Origin of the sequence: Streptomyces sp. NPDC047525 (assembly GCF_040643025.1) — a bacterium.
In the GTDB taxonomy this organism is placed as follows: Bacteria; Actinomycetota; Actinomycetes; order Streptomycetales; family Streptomycetaceae; genus Streptomyces; species Streptomyces durmitorensis.
Genome location: NZ_JBEYTL010000009.1, coordinates 135,401 through 155,963, shown reverse-complemented (window position 1 = coordinate 155,963; position 20,563 = coordinate 135,401). Strand labels below are relative to the sequence as shown.

Genomic DNA, 20,563 nt, shown 5'->3' with positions numbered 1-20,563 from the left:
GGACGGCATGTACGGCTGGATCTGGCGGCATCTGCCGGGAAACGCATGGGTAAGGGCACTGCTTTCGCTGGTGCTCGTCTTCGCTGTGGTCTACGTGCTCTTCCAGTACGTCTTCCCCTGGGCCGAGCCGCTGCTGCCCTTCAACGATGTGACGGTGGACGGCCAGTGAGCGCCCGCATTCTCGTCGTCGACAACTACGACAGCTTCGTCTTCAACCTCGTCCAGTACCTCTACCAGCTGGGTGCCGAGTGCGAGGTCCTGCGCAACGACGAGGTCGAGCTGCGCCACGCGCAGGACGGCTTCGACGGCGTCCTGCTGTCGCCGGGACCCGGCACGCCCGAGCAGGCGGGTGTCTGCGTGGACATGGTGCGGCACTGCGCCGACACCGGTGTGCCCGTGTTCGGCGTCTGCCTCGGCATGCAGTCGATGGCCGTGGCGTACGGCGGAGTGGTGGACCGTGCGCCGGAGTTGCTGCACGGCAAGACCTCCGCGGTGGTGCACGAGGGCAAGGGTGTCTTCGCCGGGCTGCCGTCGCCGTTCATCGCCACGCGCTATCACTCGCTGGCCGCCGAGCCGGCCACGGTTCCGGCCGAGCTCGAGGTGACCGCGCGGACGGAGGACGGCATCATCATGGGCCTGCGCCACCGTGAACTGCCGGTCGAGGGCGTGCAGTTCCACCCCGAGTCGGTCCTCACCGAGCACGGCCACCGCATGCTCGCCAACTGGCTCGTGGAGTGCGGCGACACGGGGGCGATCGGTCGGTCGAGCGGTCTTGCCCCGGTGGTGGGCAGGGCCACGGCGTGACCGCGTTGCGCCCCGAGCGCGATTCCTCCGGAGTTCCGTACGGCGACGATCAGTACGCGTCGTACGGGGATCCAGGGGCATTCGAGCAGCCCGGGGCGTTCGAGGCGGCCGTCGACCACCTCGCCGATCCGCTGACGGACCCGCTGCCGGGTCATCATCCGTCGCCGTGGTTCCGCAGCGGGCCCGCGGAGCCGGAGCCGGAGCCGCTGCCTCAGCCGGAGCCGGAGCAGCCTCAGGAGCAGGAGTGGTACGACCCCGAGGGGTACGCCCGCGACTGGTACGGGGTGCGGGAGCCGACGTACAAGGAGCTGTACGGCGCGTACGCCCCTCCGATACCCGAGGTCCCCCAACCGCCGGTCGACGACGAGACGGTGGGCCTGCGGACAGCGGACACGCGCCGAATAGCCGAACCGGAGCCCGAGCCGGAGCCCAAGCAGGCTCCTGAGGCGCCGCTGGAAGGCGGAGGCAGGGCAGCCCGCCGCAAGGCCGCCAAGAAGGGCGCCTCCAGCGCTTCGAGCGCCCCCCGCGCCGGGACGGCGTCCGCGGCCCCCCTCTCCCGCGTGGAGGCCCGTCGCGCCGAGCGTGCCCGTAAGCCCTCCGCGGGCACGGTGATCAGCCGAGGGCTCGGCGAGGTGTTCATCACCGTCGGCGTCCTGATGCTTCTCTTCGTGACGTACCAGCTGTGGTGGACGAACATCCGCGCCCACCAGCAGGCCAACGGCGCCGCAAGCGACCTCCAGGAGCGGTGGGCGAACGGCAAGGGCAAGCCGGGCGCCTTCGAGCCGGGCCAGGGCTTCGCGCTCCTGCACATCCCCCGCCTCGACGTGGTCGTGCCGATCGCCGAGGGCATCGACAAGTCGAAGGTCCTGGACCGCGGCATGGTCGGCCACTACAACGAGGGCAGCACCAAGACGCCCATGCCGGACGCCAAGAAGGGCAACTTCGCGGTCGCGGGCCACCGCAACACCCACGGCGAACCGTTCCGGTACATCAATCAGCTAGAACCGGGCGACCCCATCGTCGTGGAGACGCAGGACAAGTACTTCGTCTACAAGATGGCGAGCATCCTGCCGCAGACCCAGCCCAGCAACACCTCGGTGATCGGACCGGTCCCGCCGGGGTCGGGCTTCACCGAAGCGGGCCGGTACATCACACTGACCACCTGTACCCCGGAATTCACGAGTAAGTATCGAATGATCGTCTGGGGCAAGATGGTCGAGGAGCGCCCGCGCAGCAAGGGCAAGCCGAGCGCGCTCGTCCAATAGAACGGTGAGAACGGGGCACATCGAGTGGCAGCCACGACCGACCACGACGAGGACAAGGCCGAGGCGCCCGCGCCTGCGCGCGCACCGAGGCCACGGGGACGCGGACCGATCGCCACGGCGGTCAGTGTCTTCGGCGAACTCCTCATCACCGCGGGCCTGGTGCTCGGTCTCTTCGTCGTCTACTCCCTGTGGTGGACCAACGTCGTCGCGGACCGCGAGGCGCACAAGCAGGGCGACCAGGTGCGTGACCGCTGGGCGGGCGGCCCGGGGAACCTGAACACCAAGGACGGCATCGGCTTCCTCCACGTCCCCGCGATGGGCGGCGGCGAGGTCCTGGTCAGGAAGGGCACCAGCAGCAAGGTGCTCAACCACGGGGTCGCGGGCTACTACGAGGACCCGATCAAGTCGGCGCTCCCGCAGGACAAGGAAGGCAACTTCACGCTGGCCGCGCACCGCGACGGGCACGGCGCGAAGTTCCACAAGATCGACAAGATCAAGAAGGGCGACGCGATCGTCTTCGAGTCCCGGGACAAGTGGTACGTGTACAAGGTGTACTCGACGCTGCCCGAGACGTCGAAGTACAACGTGAAGGCCCTGGACCCGGTCCCGAAGGAATCGGGCGCGAAGAAGCCGGGCCGCTACATCACGCTGACGACGTGCACGCCGGTCTACACCTCCAACTACCGCTACGTGGTGTGGGGCGAGCTGGAGCGGGTCGAGAAGGTCGACAACAAGCGGACGCCGCCGGCGGAGCTGGACTGAGTCCGGCACCTCACGCTGAATCCGGGCACCCCACACCGAAAGAGCCCCGGACACCGCCTGCTGGGCGGTGTCCGGGGCTCTTCTCGTTGTACTGCGGTGTACTGCGTTGTACCGCGGTGAGGGCTAGTCCTCGTTGTTTCGGGAGGAGAAGCCGGCGTTGCCTCCGATGAAGCCGCCGCCGCCTCCGTCTTCCCCACCGTTGTCGCCGCCGTTGCCGCCTGCCGTGGTCAGGTTGATCGCGGTGTCGGGTGCGACCTGCTGGTTGGCGGGCGGGTCGGAGAGGACGACGAGGGCGTCGTCGTCCTGCGGACCCTGGATGGTGCCGACCGTCAGACCGGCGTCCTCGATGGCCTTGCGGGCGTCCTTGAGCTTCTGGCCGGTGAGGGCCGGAACGGTGGCCTGCTCTGCCTTCTTGGCGACCTTCAGCGTGACCGTGGAGTTGGGGTCGGCCTCGGTCTGCGGGGCGAGGCTCTGCGAGATGACCTTGCCGACCTCGACGGTGTCGCTTTCTTCTTCCTCGCACGTACCGACGAGGTTGTTGCTCTGCAGCTGGGCCTTGGCCTCTTCGCAGGTCTTGCCGGTGACGTCGGGGACCACGGACTTGGCCGCCTTCTTGGCGACATCAAGGGTGATGACGCTGCCCTTTTCCACTTCGGTACCGAAGGTGGGGTCCTGGTCGAGTACTTCGTCAGGCGTGCCGGTGGACTCCACAGGCTTGGTCTTGACGTCGAACTGGTACTTGTCGCTCTCCAGCTTCTCCGTGGCGGCGTCGACGTCCAGGCCGATGACCTTCGGCACCGCGACCTTCCGCGCTCCGGTAGAAACCGTCACGTTGATCGTGTCGCCCTTCTTGACCGTGGCGTTCGCGCCCGGGTCCTGGGAGCAGATCTGGCCCTTCGGGTACTTTTCACACGGCTTGCGCTCGGAGTCGTCGAGTACGAGGTCCACGTTCTTGGCCGACTTCTTGGCGTCGGCGAGCTTCTCGCCGACGAAGTTGGGTGCCTTGAGCGTGTCGTCGCCACCGCCCCCGGTGAACGCCCACTTCCCGATCAGGATCGCGCCCACCAGGACCAGCAAGCCAGCCAGCACGAGCAGCACCGTAGACGTGTTGCTCTTCTTCTGGCGGCGGCGTGAGTGGTCGTCGTAGCCGTCGTCCGGGCCGACCGGCGGCATCATCGATGTCTGGCCGCCGCCGTTCTGCGGGCGCAGCATCGCCGTCTGCTGGTCGTCCGGGTGGCCGCCGTAGCCGACCGCGCCCATGGCGGCGGTCGCCTGGACGGGCTGGCCGTCGAGGCAGGCCTCGATGTCGGCGCGCATCTCGTCGGCCGACTGGTAGCGGTAGTCCGGGTCCTTGGTGAGGGCCTTCAGGACGATGGCGTCCATCTCCGGCGTGATCTCGCCGTCGAAGACGCTCGGGGCCTGGGGCTCCTCACGGACGTGCTGGTAGGCCACCGCGACCGGGGAGTCGCCCACGAAGGGCGGGCGGACCGTGAGCAGCTCGTAGAGCAGGCAGCCCGTCGAGTAGAGGTCGCTTCGCGCGTCCACCTGCTCGCCCTTGGCCTGCTCCGGCGAGAGGTACTGCGCGGTGCCGATGACCGCCGCCGTCTGCGTCATCGTCATCCCGGAGTCGCCCATGGCGCGGGCGATGCCGAAGTCCATGACCTTGACCTGGCCGTTGCGCGTCAGCATGACGTTCGCGGGCTTGATGTCGCGGTGGACGATGCCGTTGCGGTGGGAGTACTCAAGGGCCTGGAGGATGCCGATGGTCATCTCCATGGCGCGCTCGGGCAGCAGCTTGCGCCCGGAGTGCAGCAGCTCACGCAGCGTGGAACCGTCGACGTACTCCATCACGATGTACGGGATGGAGATGTTGTCGACGTAGTCCTCGCCGGTGTCGTAGACCGCGACGATCGCAGGATGGTTGAGCGAAGCGGCCGACTGGGCCTCACGGCGGAACCGGGCCTGGAACGACGGATCACGCGCGAGATCGACCCGCAGCGTCTTCACCGCCACAGTGCGTCCGAGGCGGGTGTCGTGCGCGAGGTAAACCTCCGCCATCCCGCCTCGGCCGAGCACCTGGCCCAGCTCATACCGCCCGCCGAGGCGACGCGGCTCTTCCATAGCTAATCCAGCCCTCTCCGTCAGTCCCGACCGCACCCTTGTGTGGTCCGGCGGTGTGCTGTCCGGGCATACCGTACCCGGCTCGCCTTACGTGACCCGGCCGCGACCGTCACCCGATGCAGGACCGGTATCGCAACGTGCACTGATGTGAAGAGGCCGTGACAGGGGTCACTTCTTGCTGTCGAGCACCGCCTGCATCACGTCCTTGGCGATGGGCGCGGCCAGACCACCACCGGAGATGTCGTCGCGGCCGGCCTTGCTGTCCTCGACGACCACGGCGACGGCCACCGGCGAACCAGAGTCGGTCTTGGCGTAGCTGATGAACCAGGCGTAGGGGTTCTCGCTGTTGTCGATGCCGTGCTGGGCGGTGCCGGTCTTGCCGCCGACGGTGACGCCCGGGATCTTGGCGTTCGTACCGGTGCCGTCGTTCACGACCGTCTGCATCATGTCCTGGAGCTTCTGCGCGTTCTCCTCGGAGAGCGGCTGGCTCATCTCCTTGGGGGCGTGCTTCTCGATCACGTCCAGGTTCGGCGCCTGCAGCTCGCTGACCATGTACGGCTCCATCAGCTTGCCGTCGTTGGCGATGGCCGAGGAGACCATGGCCATCTGCAGCGGCGTCGCGGCCGTCTCGAACTGGCCGATGGAGGAGAGCGCGGTCTGCGGCCTGTCCATCTTCTTGGGGAAGACGGAGGCGTTCGAGCGGACCGGCACGAACTGCTCTTCGTTGAAGCCGAACTTCTCGGCCGTCTCGAGCATCTTGTCCTTGCCGAGGTCCGAGCCGATCTTGCCGAACACGGTGTTGCAGGACACCCGCAGCGCCTCACGCAGCGTGGCGTTCTTGCAGGGGATGTTGCCCTCGTTCGGCAGCGGCGTCTGGGTGTCGGGCATCGTCCAGGGCAGCGGGGACTTGGTGGGCGAGTCGATGTCGTCGTACAGACCGTGCTCCAGGGCCGCCGCGGCGGTGACCGCCTTGAAGGTGGATCCTGGCGGGTACGTCTCGCGCAGGGCGCGGTTGAGCATCGGCTGGTCTTTGTTCTTGTCCAGCTTCTGGAAGAGCTTGCCTTCCTTGTCCGTGATGCCCGCGAAGTCCGACGGGTCGTACGAAGGCGCGGAGGCCAGGGCCAGGATCGCGCCCGTGGAGGGGTCGATCGCGGCGACGGCGCCCTTGCCACGGCCCTTCAGACCGTCGTACGCGGCCTTCTGCGCGGCCGCGTTGAGGGTCGTGACGGCGTTGCCGCCCTCCTTCTTCTTGCCCGTGATCATGTCCAGGCTGCGGGTGAAGAAGAGCCGGTCGTCGTTGCCGGTGAGGATGCCGTCCTCGATGGACTCGATCTGCGTGGCGCCGATGCGCTGTGAGGCGTAGCCGGTGACGGGGGACCACATGGGCCCGTTCTTGTACGTCCTCTTGTACTTGAAGTCGTCGCCGTTGGTCGCCTTGGAGCCGGTGATGGCCTTGCCGTCGACGATGATGTCGCCGCGCGGCTGGGCATACCGCTCGATGGGGACGCGGCGGTTCTTCTCGTGCTCGGCGAGGGTGTCGGCCTGCACGTACTGGAGCCAGTTGTCCCGCGCGAGCAGGGCGAGGATGAGGAGCCCGCAGAAGATCGCGATCCGGCGCAGGGGCTTGTTCACGGTCGGACCACCTGGGTCATCTCGGCGTCGGGGTTCGGGGCGGGGGCCGGCGCCGGGCGGCGCGCGGTGTCGCTGATGCGGATCAGGATGCCGATCAGCGCCCAGTTGGCGATCACCGAGGAACCACCGTTCGCGAGGAACGGCATGGTCATACCGGTCAGCGGGATCAGGCCCATGACGCCGCCGGAGACGACGAAGACCTGGATGGCGAAGGCGCCCGAGAGGCCGATGGCCAGGAGCTTGCCGAAGGGGTCGCGGGCGGCGAGTGCCGTGCGCACGCCGCGCTCGACGATCAGCCCGTAGAGGAGCAGGATCGCCATGACGCCTGCGAGGCCGAGCTCCTCGCCGAAGGTGGCGAGGATGAAGTCGGAGTTGGCGGCGAAGCCGATCAGGTCCGAGTGGCCCTGGCCGAGGCCGGTGCCGAGCACGCCGCCGGAGCCGAACGCCATCAGGGACTGGGCGATCTGGTCGCTCTGCGCCAGGACGGTGTCGGAGAACGGGTTCAGCCAGCCGTCGACGCGCTGCTTGACGTGCGGCTCGAACGTGGCGACACCCACGGCGCCGACCGAGGACATCACGAGACCGAACACGATCCAGCTGGTGCGCTCCGTGGCGACGTACAGCATCACGACGAACATGCCGAAGAACAGCAGCGACGTACCGAGGTCGGTCTCGAAGATCAGGATCAGGATCGACATGGCCCAGACCACGACGATCGGACCGAGGTCACGGCCGCGCGGGAGGTACAGGCCCATGAAGCGGCGGCTCGCCAGGGCGAGCGCGTCGCGCTTCACCATCAGATAGCCGGCGAAGAAGATCGCGATGACGATCTTCGCGAACTCACCGGGCTGGATGGAGAATCCGCCGACGCTGATCCAGATCTTGGCGCCGAAGACGTTCATGCCGAGGCCCGGCACGAGCGGCAGGAGCAGCAGGACCAGCGACGCCACCATGGAGATGTACGTGTAGCGCTGCAGGACGCGGTGGTCCTTCAGCACGAGCAGCACGGCCACCAGGAGCGCGATGCCGATCGCGGAGTACATCAGCTGCTTGGGCGCGGAGGGGCTGAAGGAGCCGGTCGCCGCCTTGGCGAGGCCCTGCAGCTTCTCCGACTGGTCCAGGCGCCAGATGACCACCAGACCGAGGCCGTTGAGCAGCGTGGCCAGCGGCAGCAGCAGCGGGTCGGCGTAGGGCGCGTACCTGCGCACCACGATGTGACCGACGGATGCCAGGAGTCCGAGCCCGCAGCCGTAGCCGAGCATGCCGGAGGGCAGCCTGCCGTCGATCGCGAGGCCCACGTTGATGTAGGCGAACAGCGGGATGACGACGGCGAACGCGAGGAGCGCGAGCTCGGTGTTGCGCCTGCTCGGCGCTCCGATCGCGCCGATGGTCGACGTGTGTGTAGTGCTACTGCTCATGGCGTGCAAAGGCCCCCAACGGCTGCTTACTGCTTACCGCACAGCGGGACCAGCTTCTCCTCTTCCTGGGAGAGGCTGGGGCCGGGTGTGGGAGTCGGTGCGGTCTTGGACTTGTTCTTGTCGGTGGTGCTGTTCTTGTCGTTCTTGTCGTTCTTGTCCGCCGGGTCGGTCGGATCGTCCGTGGGGGCCTTGGCGGCCAGACCGGTCGTGCCGCCCGCCTCGCCCTCGCCGGGCTTGGCGTTCTCGCGCTCCGCCTCGCGGCGCTTGGCGTCCTTCTCGCAGGCGGATGCCTGCAGGCCAAGCTCCTCGATCTTGCTCCTGGCGTCGTCGAGATTGCCCTCGGGGATGGTCCCCTCGACCTGCTTGCGCTGGTACGGCGGCAGGTACTTGAGTTCGATCTTGGGGTAGTCCTCTTCGACCTTCGACAGGCTGACCCACGCCAGGTCCTGGTCGATGCCGCGGTACAGGGCGACGTTCTCGTCGTTCGTGCCCACGTAGTACTGGGTCTGGGTCCAGCGGTAGCCGCCGTACAGGCCGCCGCCGATGACCGCCAGGGCGAGCACCGTGTAGAGCGATCTCTTGAGCCACTTGCGGCCGCCGCGCGGCTTCACGAAGTCCTCGTCGCTGTACGCGCCGAAGCTCCCCTCGGGGGCGTAGTTCGCCGTGTCACCGCTTCCGGGCGGCCCGAAGCCGCCTCCGGAGGGCTGCGGGGGCACGGGACGGCCGAGGCCCGACGCACGGCCCGCGGGGGTCTGCATGGCGCCGTCGTCGTCCTGCGCCTGGAGCTGGTTCTCGGCGACCGCGCCGACGACCACGGGGGTGTCGGAGAGCTGGCCGGCCAGGGTGTCGCCGCTGTCGATGTCCAGGACGTCGGCGACGATCACCGTGATGTTGTCGGGGCCGCCGCCGCGCAGCGCGAGCTGGATGAGCTCCTGCACGGTCTCCTGCGGGCCCTGGTAGCTCGCGAGGGTGTCTTCCATCGTCTGGTGGGAGACGACGCCGGACAGGCCGTCGGAGCAGATCAGATAGCGGTCGCCGGCGCGGACCTCACGGATGGAGAGGTCCGGTTCGACGTGCTCACCACTGCCCAGCGCGCGCATCAGCAAGGAGCGCTGCGGGTGGGTGGTGGCTTCCTCCTCGGTGATCCGGCCCTCGTCGACCAGGCGCTGCACCCAGGTGTGGTCCTGGGTGATCTGCGTGAGGACGCCGTCCCGAAGGAGATAGGCGCGTGAGTCGCCGACGTGTACGAGGCCAAGGCGCTGGCCCGTCCACAGCAGGGCGGTCAGCGTCGTCCCCATGCCCTCGAGCTGGGGGTCCTCCTCGACCATCAGGCGCAGTTGGTCGTTGGCGCGCTGCACGGCGGTGCCGAGCGACGTGAGGATGTCCGATCCCGGTACGTCGTCGTCGAGGGTGACGAGCGTCGAGATCACCTCGGAGCTCGCCACCTCACCCGCGGCCTGGCCCCCCATGCCGTCGGCGATCGCGAGGAGACGCGGACCGGCGTAACCGGAGTCCTCGTTCCCCTCCCGGATCATGCCTTTGTGCGATCCGGCGGCGAAGCGCAAAGACAGACTCATGCGCACCTCGCCCGTCGGCTCCGGGTACATCCGCACGGTGCCCACCCTCCGGTCGGGAGCGCGCTGGCGTCCAGTGTGTGGACCGCGTCGGCTCGCTCGCTCCGCTCGCTCATTGTCGTACTACTTCCGCAGCTCGATGACGGTCTTGCCGATGCGGATCGGCGCGCCCAGCGGAACGGGCGTCGGGGTGGTGAGTCGGGTCCGGTCCAGATACGTGCCGTTGGTGGACCCGAGATCCTCGACGATCCACTGGCCGTCACGGTCCGGGTAGATCCTGGCATGCCTGCTGGACGCGTAGTCGTCGTCCAGCACGATCGTCGAATCGTGCGCTCGGCCCAGCGAGATCGTCTGACCCTGCAGGGCGACCGTCGTGCCCGCGAGGATCCCTTCGGATACGACCAGCTTGCTGGGGGCGCCACGGCGCTGCCGCCCGCCGCCCTGCTGCTGGCGCTGGGGAGGTGGTGCGGCCGCCTGCTGTTGCTGGCGGGCGGCCTGCTGCGGACGCGCGTTCTCACGGCGCGAGCCGCGCTGTGTGACGCGTGTTCCGAACAGGTCGCTACGGATGACCTGGACGGCCACGATCACGAACAGCCACAGAACGGCTAGGAAACCCAGCCGCATGACCGTCAGGGTCAGCTCTGACATTGCCCCCGCTTCACCCTTCGGCTTGCCGGTAAACGATGGTGGTTTGGCCCACGACGATCCGCGAGCCGTCGCGGAGCGTAGCGCGGGTGGTGTGCTGCCCGTCTACCACGATGCCGTTGGTAGACCCGAGATCCTGGATCGTCGAGGGCGTTCCGGTCCGGATCTCACAGTGCCGGCGCGATACGCCGGGGTCGTCGATCCGCACATCGGCGTCGGTGCTGCGACCCAGCACCAGCGTCGGGCGGGAGATCTGATGGCGATTGCCGTTGATCTCGATCCAGCGCCGTACCTGCGCACCCGGAAGCGGCCCGGCGCCGGGCCCCTGGGGGCGGCTCGGTGCCGGAGCGGCCCCGCCGGGGCGACCGCCTGGGGGCGGCGCGGCGGGCATGGGGGGAGCGCTGGAGGGCTGAGGGGGCTGCGGGTAGCCGTAGCCACCCCCTGCACCGCCCGCGGGCGGCCTTGCGGGGCTGTGGCCGGCGTTCGTGGGGCCCCCGGAGGGGCCGGCAGGGGCGCGCTCGGGGCTCTGCGAGGTGCTGGACGCGAGCGTGCGGCTGCGCACTCGGTACAGACCCGTGTCGAGGTCCTCGGCCTTCTCCAGGTGGACCTTGATGGGGCCCATGAAGCTGTACCGCTGCTGCTTGGCGTACTCGCGCACCATCCCGGACAGCTCGTCGCCGAGCTGTCCCGAGTAGGGGCTCAGGCGCTCGAAGTCGGGCGCGCTGAGCTCCACGATGAAGTCATTGGGGACGACGGTCCGCTCGCGGTTCCAGATCGTCGCGTTGTTGTCGCACTCGCGCTGCAGGGCGCCGGCGATCTCGACGGGCTGGACCTCGGACTTGAACACCTTGGCGAAGGTGCCGTTGACGAGACCTTCGAGTCGCTGCTCGAACTTCTTCATGACTCCCATGGGGCACCTCCTCCGTCGTAGTCATCCTGGTACTGCTTACTGATCGTATCCACGCGCAGGGAAATCGGCTGGTTCCCCCTGTCCGCCCAGTCGATGAGTGTCGCCTCTCACAAGGCATGCCCGCACCAGGGTTCCGGGATCCTTCCGGTTCCTCTCAGGCTCCTCTACCAGGGATCGTAGAGGGGGCCTCAAACCAGTGTCCCGCACCCGGCCCCGGAGCATCGCCGGGTACGGCTCAACTCGGTCGGCCGTGCCCTGATCCCTTCGGATTCATCAGGGCAGGTGCCCCCGAATACGGATGTGAATCCACCCCCGGCACCGTGCTAATCTTCTGGATGTCGGAAGGCGCTCGCACCAAGCAGTGAGAGACCCAAGACAACACCCATGCGCGGGTGGCGGAATAGGCAGACGCGCTGGATTCAGGTTCCAGTGCCCGAAAGGGCGTGGGGGTTCAACTCCCCCCTCGCGCACCATGTGGAGCGGGCCTCCACCAGGATGAAAGTCCTGGTGGAGGCCCGTTTCTCGTTTCCTGGGCGGGCTGTGGCCCGAGGGCGGCGCGGGTGGTGATCTTGCGGTGAGCTATCTCACTTGCCGGGATCCCGTTCTGTGAGCTCGTGAGTGTCATGAGCACGCCATGTGAGTCGGGGGCGTGACGGGCGTGGAGCCGGGCACCGGCATTCCCGTGCTCCCCCGAACGATCTAATTGGCTGACTGATCATCACTTATGCGGTGTGGCCCGTCTTGTGTGATCAACGCACCCCCTTAGCGTCCCGAGTGATCACTGACGACTCACTCGAAGGCGAACCCGCGGAGCACCCCCGCGGTGAGCCGTCGACGGCTCAGACGAGGACTGGTTCATGCGCAGATGTCGGCCACCGCTCGCCCGACTCGTCGTGGGGATCGCGACCGCGCTCAGCCTGCTCTTCGCCCCGCAGGCGGCCGCGGTGCCGCTCGCGGCGGCCCCCGACGACCCGCAGAGCTCGGTCGGGATCACCAAGACCAACGACACCGGCGGTGATCCGCTGGAACCGGGGGACGAGTTCATCTACACGCTCAACGGCCAGTGCTCGGGGCTGACGGTCGACTGTGTGGACTTCACCGTCACGGACACGCTCCCGGCAGGACTGGAGGTGACCAGCCTGCCGCAGAGCACCACCACGCGGGACGTCACCTACGACGAGTCCACGCGGAAGCTGACGATCGTCTACAAGCAGACCCTGCAGAACCCGGCGGGCGAGACCGGCCTGCGGGCGGGCCAGGCCGGCACCGTGGAGGTCGGGATGCGGCTGCCCGCCGACACCCGGCTCGACGACGGCGCCACCGTCACCAACACCGCCAGGGTGTCCGCCGACAACGCCGACCCGAAGAAGGACGACACCGACGTCACCGTCTCCATCCCCCGGGTGGTCAAACCGGTGGCGACCAAGACCTGGGAGGACGGCTCGGCGGTCGCCGGCAGCGGCGAGAAGTCCACCGTCACCCTCGGGGTGCGCAACAACTCCTCCTCGTCGGCCGAGGTCACCGAGCTCTCGGTGTCCGACACCGGCGAGGAGACCTTCGAGTACTTCGACTTCGACTCCGCCTCCGTGACCCGCTTCCCGGAGGGTGCCGACGAGGCGCACCTGGTGGTCACCCTGGCGGACGGCTCCACGCGCACCGGCCGGAACATCTCCTCGCCCGGCGAACTGCCGTTGCCTGTAGGGGTGGACGCGCAGGACGTGGTCGGGTTCGAGGTCGTCTTCAGCGACAGCGGCGGCGATCCGCTGCCCTACGACGCGACCGGCGGCACCGTCGAGGTCGGCCTGGAGCTGCGTGACACCAAGCGTTCGGACGGTTCGCCGCTGCGGCCCACGGACAAGATCACCGTCGACAACTGCGCCACCCCGTCCGCCGACGAGAAGACGGACGGCACGGTGAACGGGGCGCAGGCGTGCGACACGTACGACATCCTGCCGGACATCCTGGTGCTCAACGGGACCAAGAAATTCTTCCCGGACACCGACGGCGACTTCAGCCAGGAGACCGGTGAGCACGCCGTGGCCGGGGAGAACTCGCCGGTCAGCACGGTGGTCGACGTCAAGAACAACTCGCCGTTCCCGGTGAAGTCGATCACGATCACCGAGCCGGACGCGAACGCGACCAACGAGTTCGACAAGATCGACGTCGACAAGGTGCGACTGCGCTTCCCCGAAGGGGCGACCGAGGCGAAGCTGACCGTCACCTACGCCGACGGGACCAGCACCACGAAGACGTACACGGAGAACACGACCGTCGACGTCGCCAAGGACGGAACCACCGTCACCAAGATCCAGGTGACGTACACCGGCGTGGACGCGGACGGTGATCCCACCATCGAGGAGGGCGCCGACGCGGGCCTCGACCTGCACGGCACCCTCACCGATGACGTCACCGAGGAGGATCTGCCGTCGGGGTCCAGCCCCGGCGTCTCCAACTGCGCAGGTTTCAAGGGCGACGCGGGCCGTACGGACGGCAGCGGCACCGCTTCCGGCACCGCCTGCATGGATCTGCCCGTCGAATCGCCCCACACCTCGGGCTCGGGCGAGAAGACCGTCGACCAGACGAACGTGCCGCCCGGCCAGCCCATCCCCATGCACCTCAAGGTCACCAACAACGGCAACAAGCCGCTGATCGACCCGGTCCTCACCGACCCGCCCGCCGGACCGGACGGCAAGCCGACCGGCGAGAGCCCCTTCGACGTGCTGCAGATCGACTCCGTGTCCGTGTCGCCGTCCTCCGCGCCGGTCACCATCGAGCTGTGGGACCCGGCCGCGGACGGCGGCGACGGCGCCTGGGTCGCCTACGACGCGTCCGACACCGCCCTGCTGCTCCGCGCCAAGGGCGTGCGCGCCTCCTACGACGGCAGTCTGCCGCCCCAGTCCAGCTTCACCGTCGATGTCGTCACCGAGCGGCGCGAGGGCGTCGAGAACGGCGAGACCTTCAGCAACTGCTACTCGATCTCGGCGGGCGGCGACTACGAAGCGGGCGACAACGTCTGCTCCCCCGGCATGACGACGGGCCCCGCCGACGACTCGGCGTCCCTGAACAAGTCGATCAGCCCCGGAGAGCTGCCCGAGTACGTGCCCGGCCTGCCCCGGCAGCAGGCGGACGCCACCCTCACGGTGCGCAACACCGGCAACATGTCGGCCAAATACCTCCAGATGACCGACCGGGACAGCGACTTCTTCGACGCCGTCGACCTGGTGTCCATCAAGTCCAACCAGATGCCGAAGGGCGCCGACCGCGTACGCATCGACGCCTACGTGGACGGGGCCTGGGTGAACGGCACGCCCTCCGCCTCCGCGGCGCTGCCCTCGGGCGTGGACGCCGGCGACGTCACGGGCCTGCGCGTCACCTACTCCTCCACGAGCAGCTTCAACGACGGCTACACGATCACCCCGTGCACCGCTTCGGGCTGCGACGGCGTGCTGGTCTTCACCGTCAGTCCCCGTCCGGCCCTGCGCAGCAACGGCGAACCCGTGCCGAGCCACCTGGAGGACACGGCGAGCGGCCGGTTCCTCACCAAGGTGGAGGACGAGGACAAGCCCAAGGACATCGACCCCGTCGACGCCACCCTCGACCTGGTCAAGGGCGACCCGGTGCTCTCGGTGGGCAAGACGCCGAACACCGTGCTCGCGCCGGGTGAGGACGCGCCCTTCTACCTGAAGGTCACCAACACCGGCACCGCGAACATCCCGGACCTGGTCGTCAAGGACGCGCTGCCACCGGGCATCGCCTTCGTCGACACCTTCGACGGGGACGGCGGGCAGCCGTACAGGATCATCGACACGAAGGTGCCCGCAGGCACCCCGGCCGTGCCCGCTCCCGCCTTCGACGAGACCACGAGCGGGGGCCGCGTATCCGGCCTCACCTGGGACTTCTCCAAGGGCGACGACGGCAAGGCGTGGGTCCTGGCGCCCGGTGCCACCCTGACCATCGAGATCCATGTGCGCCTGGAGGCGGGCATCGACGCAGGTGACGTCGTCACCAACACCATGGGCGCCACCTCCTCCGACCCCGACATGACCTGCGACGGCACCGCACAGGACGACGGCGGCTTCGGCGAAGGCCGGTACTGCGTGGCCGACGCGACGCTGACCGCCAAATCCGGTGCCGCGTTCACCGCCCGCAAGTGGGTGTCCGGCAACGACAGCCTCGGCTGGTACAACACCCGCACCCGCAAGGTCGTCGACGTCGGCGACGACTCGTGCCTGTCCACCACCGACGCCACCGGCCGCCAGTACACGGCCAACCCGTGCATCGCCCTGGTCAACCCCGGTGACCGCTACCACTACCTGATGCGCATCCAGAACTCCGGCACCGAGGCCGGAACCAACATGCGCATCGACGACCGCTTCCCCGTCCAGGGCGACAAGGGAGTCATCCTCGACCAGAGCCGCGGCACCGCCTGGGACAAGCGCCCCACCCTCGCCTCGCGGCCTCAGCTGACCGGGCCGGGCACGATGGCCGTCAGCTACGAGAACGACGAACCGCTGTGCACCGACGACCTGGACATGGGCGGCGCGGGCTCCACCGCGTCCCAGTGCCCGGCGAGCACCTGGGACGACGCGTACAGCGCGCGGGCCGTGGGCGCCCGGATGGATCTCGCCTTCCCGACGCCGCTCGCACCGGGCGGCACCGTCAACATCACGTACGCCATGGACACCCCCCTCGACGTCACCGAGAACGGTGACCCGACCATCGCCTGGAACTCCTACGCCCACAACGAGACCACCGACCGCGCGGGCTCCCCGCGCGTGCTCCAGGCCAACGAGCCGATCCAGGTCGGTGTCGCCCTCGCCTACGGCGACCTGAAGCTGGTGAAGCGGATCGGCGAGCACCCCGACCAGCTGGACGGGGCCCTGAAGAAGGTGCCGTTCACCTATCACGTCACCTGTGTCATCCACCCGCAGGGACGGCCGCAGCGCACCGTCCTCGACAAGGACTACAAGGTCTCCGCGGACAAGCCCGTGACCATCGAGGGGCTGCCCGCGGGTGCGGAGTGCGAGGTGTGGGAGACCTCGGCCCGGGGCGGCAGTTCCGACCACCCCGCCGGTGATCCGGTCGAGGTCACCATCGAGCCGGGCATGGGGAAGACCTCCGTGCAGAGCGCCCGGATCACCAACACCTTCCGGTTCGGCGCCCTGAAGTTGATCAAGACGCTCGACGGGGACGCCGCGTCCTACGCGGACGGCCGCACCTTCGAGGTCGAGGTCTCCTGCGCCCTGCCGAACGCCTCGGGCGGCGCGAGCGACCTCGTGCTCCACAAGACGTACGAGGTCGGCGCCGACGAACCGGTCACCATCAAGCCGCTGCCCGTGAACACCCGGTGCTGGGCCCAGGAGGTCGACACCGGCGGCGCCGCGGAGGCGGCCGTCGACCACGGCTCGGCCGACGACCCGGCCGTGATCACGGCCGACGGCAGCGGTGCAGGCGACGGTGACGGCGCGGTCATCACCGTCACGAACACCTTCCCCGCCGGCGTCGTGAAGGTCACCAAGCATGTGGAGAACGGCGGTGCGGGCCCCTACGAGTTCGCCCTCGCCTGCACCACAGAGCAGGGCGACGTACCGCTCGCACCCGAGGACAGCGCCTTCGCGCTCGAAGACGGCGAGAGCCGCGAGATCAGCGTTCCGGACGGCGCCGAGTGCACCGTGACGGAGACGGACGTGCCGGGCGGTGGCACGGTCACGTACGAGGCCTCCGACGGGGGTGACGACGGCGAGGTCGTCGTCGACGGGTCGGCGTCGGTCGACGTCACCAACACCTTCGACGAGACGCCGGATCCCGACCCGACTCCGAGCCCGGACCCCGACGACGGGCACCTGGCCGACACCGGAAGCACGGACTGGACGGTCATCGGCAGTCTGCTCGCCGCGCTGGCCCTCGCCGGTGGCCTGCTCGCCAGGATGGTCGCGCGGCGGCGCACCGGCTGAGCCGGACCGACCGCACCGAACGTGCCGCGGCCCCGGAGGAGTCACCTCTCCCGGGGCCGCGGCACGTGTGCTGCCGAGCGGTCGGCAGGCGTCACCCGCATGGGCCGCTCTCACGTGCCGCGGCGGTCCGCTTCCCCGATCGTCGGAGCATCACGAACGCGCCGCACGTCAGGGGGACGCCGTCATGGATCATCCGGGGACGCTGATCCTCATCATGGCCGTCGCGGTACTCGCGCCCCTGCTGGCGCACGGTCTCGCGCGCCGGGTCCGTGTTCCCCTGGTCATCTTCGAGATCGTGCTCGGCATCCTCATCGGCCCCGACGTGCTGGGCTGGGCCCACTCGGACGAGGTCATCGACGTCCTGTCCGACCTCGGCCTGTCCATGCTCATCTTCCTCGCGGGCTACGAGATCCAGTTCGCCGCGATCCGCGGCGACACCCTGCGCCGTTCCGTCTGGGCCTGGGTGATCTCGCTGGTGGCGGGGCTCGCGATCGCGCTGGCCCTGACCGGCCTCGACTTCCCCCGCAGCGTGATCATCGGCACCGCCCTCACCAGTACGGCGCTGGGCACGGTGCTGCCCATCCTGCGCGACAGCGGCGACCTTCAGGGCCGGTTCGGCACGGTGATGATGGCGTTCGGCGCGGTCGGTGAGTTCGGGCCCATCATCGCCATCTCCGTCCTGCTCAGCGGCCGTGATCCAGGGGTGTCGACGGTCGTCCTCGCCGTCTTCGCCGCCATCACCGCCGGGGCCGTGTACTGGGCGATGCGCCCGCGTCCGCCCTGGTTCAGCCGGATCATCCGGACCACGCTGCACACGAGCGGCCAGTTCGCGGTCCGTTTCGTCATGCTGCTGCTGGTCGCGATGCTGGCCCTGTCGGAGGCGTTCGGGCTCGACGTGCTCCTGGGCGCCTTCGCCGCCGGACTGCTCACCCGGCTCGTGCTGCAGGGCACGGAGCCGGAGGTCGGCGATGAGGTGCTGGGCAAGATCGAGGCGATGGGCTTCGGTTTCCTCGTACCGCTGTTCTTCATCGTGACCGGCATCGAGTTCGACCTCGCCTCGCTCCTCGACGGCGGGCGTCCCCTCGTGCTGCTGCCGGTGTTCCTGCTCCTGTTCCTCGTCGTGCGGGGACTGCCCGCGTACGCGCTCGCGCCACGCGACCTCTCCCCGCTCAGCCGCAGGGCGCTGACCGTGTACTCCGCCACGTGCCTGCCCCTGGTCGTCGCCATCACCACGATCGGGCTCGACGAAGAAGTACTCGGGAAGGGCGAGGCCGCCGCGCTGGTCGGGGCCGCCATGGTCTCCGTGCTCGTCTTTCCGCTGCTCGGTCTGCGGATGCGGGCCAAGGAGGGAGGGGCGGGGCCTCAGCGGCGGGATGCCGCCGAGACGGAGACGTGGTGACGTGGTGACGTGGTGACGTGATCAGGGGGAGCTGCGGGGCAGGTCCCAGACCACTCTCTTCTCGCGCGGGCCGCGTACGAGCCCCTGGGTCTGGGCGGAGATCGCGGCGAGGGCGTTGATCGTCCAGTAGGCCAGGGGGTAGAGCGGGAGCAGCAGGCACGCGTAGGGGAGCTTCGGGTCGAGCCGGAGTTCGACCGCTGTGGCGACGGCGATCTGCAGCATGGCGATGACCGCGATGCCCACACCCCAGGCCAGCATCCACTGGAACTTGGTGTCCCCCGGGAAGCGGATCCAGTGGACGACGCCGTACACGGTGGCGATCAGCATCGTCAGCACCCACACGTAGGACAGCAGGGCTTCCAGGGCGATCGGCCACAGGGCCATGTGCCGGGGGCTGAAGACCCGGCGGCCGTGGGTGCGCAGGACCTCGCCCTGCCCGCGTGCCCAGCGGGTGCGCTGTGCCCAGATGCCGCGGACGGTCTGCGGGACCTCCATCCCGACGAGGGCGTCGGGCTCGAAGCCGGTGAGGTGTCCGGCCTCCAGGAGCCGCCAGGTGAGTTCGATGTCCTCGGTGGCCATCTGAGCGTCGTAGCCGCCGACGGCCAGGACGGCGTCACGGCGGAAGAGGCCGAGCACGCCCGCGACGGTGCCCACCCGTCCCGCCAGCGCGTGGGTGCGCCGCATGAGACCGATCAGCGAGGCCGTCTCCAGCATCTGCATCGTGGTGATCACGCTGCCCCGGTTGGTCACGCGCGGGCTGCCGGCGATGGCCGCGTAGCGCGGGGAGCGCGTCATGCGGGCGACGAGGTACCGCACCGCCTCGGGGTGCAGATGGGTGTCCGCGTCGGTGACGAGGACCAGTTCGTGGCGGGCGCGGCGCATGCCGTCGTTGAGCCGGTCCGCCTTGCCGAGGTTGACGCCGTCGTCGAGCACGGTGAAGCGGGCGTCGTCACCCGCGGCCGCGCGGGCCGCGGCGACGGTCCCGTCCTTGGACCCGTCGTTGAGGATCAGGATTTCCAGCTCCGGGTAGTCCACCTGCCGCAGCGCCTCGACGCAGCGGGAGATCACTTGCTCCTCGTTGTAGGCCGGTACGAGGACGGTCACCCCCGGCCAGCCGCCGGGCGGGGTCACGAGGCGGGGCCGCTCTTCCAGGACCCGGAAGAGGACTCCGCCCACCATCCACGCGGCGCCCGTCACCACGGGATAGAACGCGAGGAAGACGAGGAGGAGGTCAAGGGCGTGCACGGCGCTCCTCTCGGTGCCTCAGTGCGATGCCGCAGGCCAGGGCGGCCCCGAAGACGACCCAGGAGATCACTGTGACGAGCAGGAGGCGGCGCAGGATGTAGGTGTGGCCGAGGAGTACGACCCCGATCACGGCCGCCGCGATCCAGACGAGGGCGCCCAGGAGAAAGGCGACCGCCCTGCGTGCTCCGGAGGCGGGGCGGGTGGGCTCGAAACTGACGGCGGGGCGATCCCGTCGTGCATCCGTGCCGTCGTCCATGGGCGCACCTCCAGGCGCCACCTTATGCTCGTAATTGTCTTGTTTGCCCCTTGTGGGAGCTCCTGGGGTTCCTGGGGTTCCTGGGAGTTCCTGGAAGATCGTGGAAGGTGGACCCTGTGCGCAATGGCCTCGATGTCGACCTCAATGCCGAGTCGGTCGGTCCGGTGGACGTCGCCGTGGTCGCCTTCGAAGGCAACCGGTTCAACGGCGAGATCGTGCCCGCCCTGCAAGCGCTGCAGAAGGACGGGACCGTACGCATCCTCGACATGACCTTCGTGAGGAAGGCGGGCGACGGCACGGTGGACCTCGTCGAACTCGCCGACCCGGAGGTGGCGCAGGCGTTCCAGGCGGTCGCCGACATCCAGTTCGACCTGCTCAGTGACGAGGATCTGCGAGCCGTCGCCGAAGGCCTCGCCCCGGAGTCGTCGGCCGTGGTCGTGGCCTGGGAGAACACCTGGGCCGCCCGGCTCGCAGGCGCGGTCAGGGAATCGCGGGGCGAGATCCTGCTGTTCGAGCGCATCCCCAGAGAAGCCGTCGTCGAGGCCGTAGCCGCGCTCGACAACTGACGACCCATCTCA

15 protein-coding genes and 1 tRNA gene are annotated in these 20,563 nt (G+C 68.9%); 8 read left to right on the top strand and 8 right to left on the bottom strand.

Translation table 11 applies throughout. The features are described 5' to 3' along the window. Nucleotides 1-7 precede the first annotated feature (7 nt). Genes ABZ833_RS26780 through ABZ833_RS26765 form a run of 4 tightly spaced genes read left to right on the top strand, consistent with a single transcriptional unit; the run spans nucleotide 8 to nucleotide 2,831 of the window. Nucleotides 8-169, top strand: a complete 162-nt coding sequence (locus tag ABZ833_RS26780; RefSeq protein ID WP_190083025.1) for a hypothetical protein — start codon at nucleotides 8-10, stop codon at nucleotides 167-169. Next, nucleotides 166-804, top strand: a complete 639-nt coding sequence (locus ABZ833_RS26775) for an aminodeoxychorismate/anthranilate synthase component II (protein ID WP_361051228.1) — start codon at nucleotides 166-168, stop codon at nucleotides 802-804. The genes ABZ833_RS26780 and ABZ833_RS26775 overlap by 4 nt, the downstream gene beginning before the upstream one ends. Then, a complete protein-coding gene (locus ABZ833_RS26770; RefSeq protein ID WP_361051225.1) occupies nucleotides 801-2,069 on the top strand; it encodes a class E sortase in 1,269 nt (422 codons plus the stop codon). Before ABZ833_RS26775 ends, ABZ833_RS26770 begins: the two co-directional genes overlap by 4 nt. A 24-nt stretch (nucleotides 2,070-2,093) precedes the next feature. Next, nucleotides 2,094-2,831 carry a class E sortase gene (locus ABZ833_RS26765; protein WP_361051222.1) on the top strand — a complete coding sequence of 246 codons (738 nt, stop codon included), beginning with the start codon at nucleotides 2,094-2,096 and terminating at the stop codon, nucleotides 2,829-2,831. Between the two features lie 123 nt (nucleotides 2,832-2,954). Here the strand turns inward: ABZ833_RS26765 and pknB are convergent, their stop codons facing one another. From pknB to ABZ833_RS26735, 6 genes are all read right to left on the bottom strand, one after another. Further along, entirely contained in the window at nucleotides 2,955-4,952 is a 1,998-nt protein-coding gene (gene pknB / locus ABZ833_RS26760) for a Stk1 family PASTA domain-containing Ser/Thr kinase (protein ID WP_361051219.1), read from the bottom strand. Between the two features lie 168 nt (nucleotides 4,953-5,120). Then, nucleotides 5,121-6,584, bottom strand: a complete 1,464-nt coding sequence (locus tag ABZ833_RS26755) for a penicillin-binding protein 2 (RefSeq protein WP_361051216.1) — start codon at nucleotides 6,582-6,584, stop codon at nucleotides 5,121-5,123. Next, a complete protein-coding gene (locus ABZ833_RS26750) occupies nucleotides 6,581-8,002 on the bottom strand; it encodes an FtsW/RodA/SpoVE family cell cycle protein (RefSeq protein WP_361051213.1) in 1,422 nt (473 codons plus the stop codon). Before ABZ833_RS26750 ends, ABZ833_RS26755 begins: the two co-directional genes overlap by 4 nt. Nucleotides 8,003-8,028: 26 nt before the next feature. Beyond that, complete coding sequence (locus ABZ833_RS26745; protein ID WP_361051210.1) at nucleotides 8,029-9,579, bottom strand: Stp1/IreP family PP2C-type Ser/Thr phosphatase; 1,551 nt, start codon at nucleotides 9,577-9,579, stop codon at nucleotides 8,029-8,031. A 120-nt stretch (nucleotides 9,580-9,699) separates the two neighbouring features. Beyond that, nucleotides 9,700-10,224, bottom strand: a complete 525-nt coding sequence (locus ABZ833_RS26740; RefSeq protein WP_190083032.1) for an FHA domain-containing protein — start codon at nucleotides 10,222-10,224, stop codon at nucleotides 9,700-9,702. Between the two features lie 10 nt (nucleotides 10,225-10,234). Further along, nucleotides 10,235-11,131, bottom strand: a complete 897-nt coding sequence (locus tag ABZ833_RS26735; RefSeq protein WP_361051207.1) for a DUF3662 and FHA domain-containing protein — start codon at nucleotides 11,129-11,131, stop codon at nucleotides 10,235-10,237. A 386-nt stretch (nucleotides 11,132-11,517) separates the two neighbouring features. On the opposite strand from ABZ833_RS26735, the gene ABZ833_RS26730 reads away from it, so the two are divergent. The 3 genes from ABZ833_RS26730 (at nucleotide 11,518) to ABZ833_RS26720 (ending at nucleotide 18,484) form a co-directional block, all read left to right on the top strand. After that, nucleotides 11,518-11,604: transfer RNA gene (locus ABZ833_RS26730), tRNA-Leu, on the top strand. 384 nt (nucleotides 11,605-11,988) lie between these two features. Next, the gene (locus tag ABZ833_RS26725) at nucleotides 11,989-17,085 is read left to right on the top strand and encodes a DUF5979 domain-containing protein (protein WP_361051204.1); all 5,097 of its coding nucleotides are present in this window, start codon (nucleotides 11,989-11,991) and stop codon (nucleotides 17,083-17,085) included. Nucleotides 17,086-17,269: 184 nt separating this feature from the next. Beyond that, nucleotides 17,270-18,484 (top strand): cation:proton antiporter, encoded by a 1,215-nt coding sequence (locus ABZ833_RS26720; RefSeq protein ID WP_361051201.1) that lies wholly within the window; start codon nucleotides 17,270-17,272, stop codon nucleotides 18,482-18,484. Between the two features lie 21 nt (nucleotides 18,485-18,505). On the opposite strand, the gene ABZ833_RS26715 is transcribed toward ABZ833_RS26720, so the two are convergent. Both ABZ833_RS26715 and ABZ833_RS26710 read right to left on the bottom strand, forming a co-directional pair. Then, nucleotides 18,506-19,729, bottom strand: coding sequence for a glycosyltransferase family 2 protein (locus tag ABZ833_RS26715; RefSeq protein ID WP_361051198.1), 1,224 nt, complete (start codon nucleotides 19,727-19,729; stop codon nucleotides 18,506-18,508). Beyond that, the gene (locus tag ABZ833_RS26710) at nucleotides 19,716-19,985 is read right to left on the bottom strand and encodes a hypothetical protein (RefSeq protein WP_249588862.1); all 270 of its coding nucleotides are present in this window, start codon (nucleotides 19,983-19,985) and stop codon (nucleotides 19,716-19,718) included. The genes ABZ833_RS26715 and ABZ833_RS26710 overlap by 14 nt, the downstream gene beginning before the upstream one ends. A 116-nt stretch (nucleotides 19,986-20,101) precedes the next feature. Between ABZ833_RS26710 and ABZ833_RS26705 the strand changes: the two genes are divergently transcribed. Then, entirely contained in the window at nucleotides 20,102-20,551 is a 450-nt protein-coding gene (locus tag ABZ833_RS26705) for a DUF6325 family protein (protein WP_361051194.1), read from the top strand. The last annotated feature ends 12 nt before the right edge of the window (nucleotides 20,552-20,563 follow it).

What these genes read in the sequence shown, in the direction of transcription:
- ABZ833_RS26740 (WP_190083032.1), bottom strand. Translation starts at nt 10,224, where the DNA reads ATGTCAGAGCTGACCCTGACGGTCATGCGGCTGGGTTTCCTAGCCGTT.
- ABZ833_RS26745 (WP_361051210.1), bottom strand. Translation starts at nt 9,579, where the DNA reads ATGAGTCTGTCTTTGCGCTTCGCCGCCGGATCGCACAAAGGCATGATC.
- ABZ833_RS26720 (WP_361051201.1), top strand. Translation starts at nt 17,270, where the DNA reads ATGGATCATCCGGGGACGCTGATCCTCATCATGGCCGTCGCGGTACTC.
- ABZ833_RS26780 (WP_190083025.1), top strand. Translation starts at nt 8, where the DNA reads ATGTACGGCTGGATCTGGCGGCATCTGCCGGGAAACGCATGGGTAAGG.
- ABZ833_RS26710 (WP_249588862.1), bottom strand. Translation starts at nt 19,985, where the DNA reads ATGGACGACGGCACGGATGCACGACGGGATCGCCCCGCCGTCAGTTTC.
- ABZ833_RS26735 (WP_361051207.1), bottom strand. Translation starts at nt 11,131, where the DNA reads ATGGGAGTCATGAAGAAGTTCGAGCAGCGACTCGAAGGTCTCGTCAAC.
- pknB (WP_361051219.1), bottom strand. Translation starts at nt 4,952, where the DNA reads ATGGAAGAGCCGCGTCGCCTCGGCGGGCGGTATGAGCTGGGCCAGGTG.
- ABZ833_RS26750 (WP_361051213.1), bottom strand. Translation starts at nt 8,002, where the DNA reads ATGAGCAGTAGCACTACACACACGTCGACCATCGGCGCGATCGGAGCG.
- ABZ833_RS26725 (WP_361051204.1), top strand. Translation starts at nt 11,989, where the DNA reads ATGCGCAGATGTCGGCCACCGCTCGCCCGACTCGTCGTGGGGATCGCG.